Below are 2442 nucleotides of genomic sequence, written 5' to 3'. Positions count from 1 at the left end.
GCACGCCGGAGTTCCTCATGTACGTTATGTATGGCGTCACCCGGGGTGGGGCCTAATTATTTCGCCGGGGTTATTCAATTCTGGGATTGCGGGCGAATGAATTCGCCCCCACAACAAAGCCGAGGGGCGCCCTCCTGCCCCCTCCTCCACCGGACACGCATCATGATCAGAGACCAGGAAACCCTCAATCTGCTGCTCGACACCATTTCCCGCTTCGTGCGGGAACGGTTGATCCCCCACGAGGCCATCGTCGCCGACACCGACCGGATTCCCGATGAACTGATCCAGGAGATGCGCGAACTGGGCCTGTTCGGCCTGTCCATCCCCGAGGAACACGGCGGCATGGGCCTGACGATGGAAGAAGAAGTGCTGGCCACTTTCGAGATCGGCTACACCTCGCCGTGCTTCCGCTCGCTGTTCGCCACCAACAACGGCATCGGCGGCCAGGGCATCATCATCGACGGCAGCGACGCGCAAAAGGCCCACTACCTGCCCAGGCTGGCCACCGGCGAGATCATCGGCTCCTTCGCGCTGACCGAGCCCGACAGCGGCTCCGACGCGGCCAGCCTGCGGACCACCGCCGTCCGCGACGGCGACTTTTACGTGCTCAACGGCACCAAGCGCTACATCACCAACGCGCCCGAAGCCGGCATCTTCACGGTGATGGCGCGCACCGACCCGACCAAAAAGAGCGCCGACGGCATCTCCGCCTTCATCGTCGAGGCGGGCACGCCGGGCCTGTCCCTCGGTCCAATCGATAAGAAAATGGGCCAGAAAGGCGCCCACATCTGCGACGTGATCTTCGAGGACTGCCGCATCCCCGCCGCCAACCTGATCGGCGGCAAGGAAGGCGTCGGCTTCAAGACCGCCATGAAGGTGCTCGACAAGGGCCGCATCAACATCGCCGCGGTGTCGGTCGGCGTGGCCCGTCGCATGCTCGACGACGCGCTGCGCTACGCCTGCGAGCGCAAGCAGTTCGGCAAGCCGATCGCCGAATTCCAGCTGGTCCAGGCCATGCTGGCCGACAGCAAGGCCGAGCTGTATGCCGCCCAGTGCATGGTGGTAGACGCCGCCCGCCGCCGCGACCAGGGGCTGGACGTGGGTACCGAAGCCGCCTGCGCCAAGATGTTCGCCTCCGAGATGTGCGGCCGCGTTGCCGACCGGGCCATCCAGATCTTCGGCGGCGCCGGCTACCTGGCCGAATACGGCATCGAGCGCTTCTACCGGGACGTGCGCCTGTTCCGCATTTTCGAAGGCACGACGCAGATCCAGCAGCTGGTGATCGCCCGCAACATGATCCGCGAACACAGCTGAGACGTGCCTGCAGCGCGCCGCCCCTTTATCCTTCACGAATAATTCGCTAAATACACACACCCGCTACGCCGCACACAAGGAAGAGACGATGATGAACTTCAAATGGGACGACCCGCTGCTCCTCGACCGCCAGCTCACCGAAGACGAGCGCATGATCCGCGACACCGCCCAGGCCTACTGCCAGGAGAAGCTGGCCCCGCGCGTCCTCGAGGCCTTCCGCAACGAACACACCGACCTGGCGATCTTCCGCGAGATGGGCGAACTGGGCCTGCTCGGCCCGACGATCCCCGAGGAATACGGTGGCGCCGGCCTCAACTACGTGAGCTACGGCCTGATCGCCCGCGAGGTGGAACGGGTGGATTCCGGCTACCGCTCGATGATGAGCGTGCAGTCATCGCTGGTGATGGTGCCGATCAACGAATTCGGCAACGAAGCCACCAAGCGCAAGTACCTGCCCAAGCTCGCCACCGGCGAATGGATCGGCTGCTTCGGCCTCACCGAGCCGAACCACGGCTCCGACCCCGGCTCGATGATCACCCGTGCCCGCAAGGTGGACGGCGGCTACAGCCTCACCGGCAGCAAGATGTGGATCACCAACAGCCCGGTGGCCGACGTGTTCGTCGTGTGGGCCAAGGACGACGCTGGGAAGATCCGCGGCTTCGTGCTCGAAAAGGGCTGGAAGGGCCTGTCCGCCCCGGCCATCCACGGCAAGGTCGGCCTGCGCGCGTCGATCACCGGCGAGATCGTCATGGACGAGGTGTTCTGCCCCGAGGAGAACGCCTTCCCCGAGGTGCGCGGCCTCAAGGGTCCCTTCACCTGCCTCAACTCCGCCCGCTACGGCATTGCCTGGGGCGCCCTCGGTGCCGCGGAAGACTGCTGGCACCGGGCCCGTCAATACACGCTGGACCGCAAACAGTTCGGCCGCCCGCTGGCCGCTAACCAGCTGATCCAGAAGAAGCTGGCCGACATGCAGACCGAGATCACCCTCGGCCTGCAGGGCTGCCTGCGCCTGGGCCGCATGAAGGACGAGCACATCGATGCGGTGGAGATCACCTCCATCATGAAGCGCAACTCCTGCGGCAAGGCGCTGGACATCGCCCGCATGGCCCGCGACATGATGGGCGGCAA

At 65.2% G+C, this 2442-nt stretch carries 2 protein-coding genes; both read left to right on the top strand.

Annotation, left to right across the window (positions count from 1 at the left end):
- Window positions 1–162: 162 nt before the first annotated feature.
- Window positions 163–1314, top strand: coding sequence for an acyl-CoA dehydrogenase family protein (locus tag ACE3RX_RS12235; RefSeq protein WP_374483824.1), 1152 nt, complete (start codon window positions 163–165; stop codon window positions 1312–1314).
- 88 nt (window positions 1315–1402) lie between these two features.
- Window positions 1403–2442: acyl-CoA dehydrogenase (locus tag ACE3RX_RS12230; protein ID WP_374483822.1), on the top strand; the 1040-nt coding region annotated here is incomplete at its 3' end.

Source organism: Zoogloea sp., assembly GCF_041914405.1.
In the GTDB taxonomy this organism is placed as follows: Bacteria; Pseudomonadota; Gammaproteobacteria; order Burkholderiales; family Rhodocyclaceae; genus Zoogloea.
Note: the sequence above shows the minus strand (reverse complement) of the source record. Positions and strands in the feature narration are given on the sequence as shown.

Excerpts from the sequence above, each read along its gene's own strand:
- ACE3RX_RS12235 (WP_374483824.1), top strand. The coding sequence starts at position 163 with ATGATCAGAGACCAGGAAACCCTCAATCTGCTGCTCGACACCATTTCC.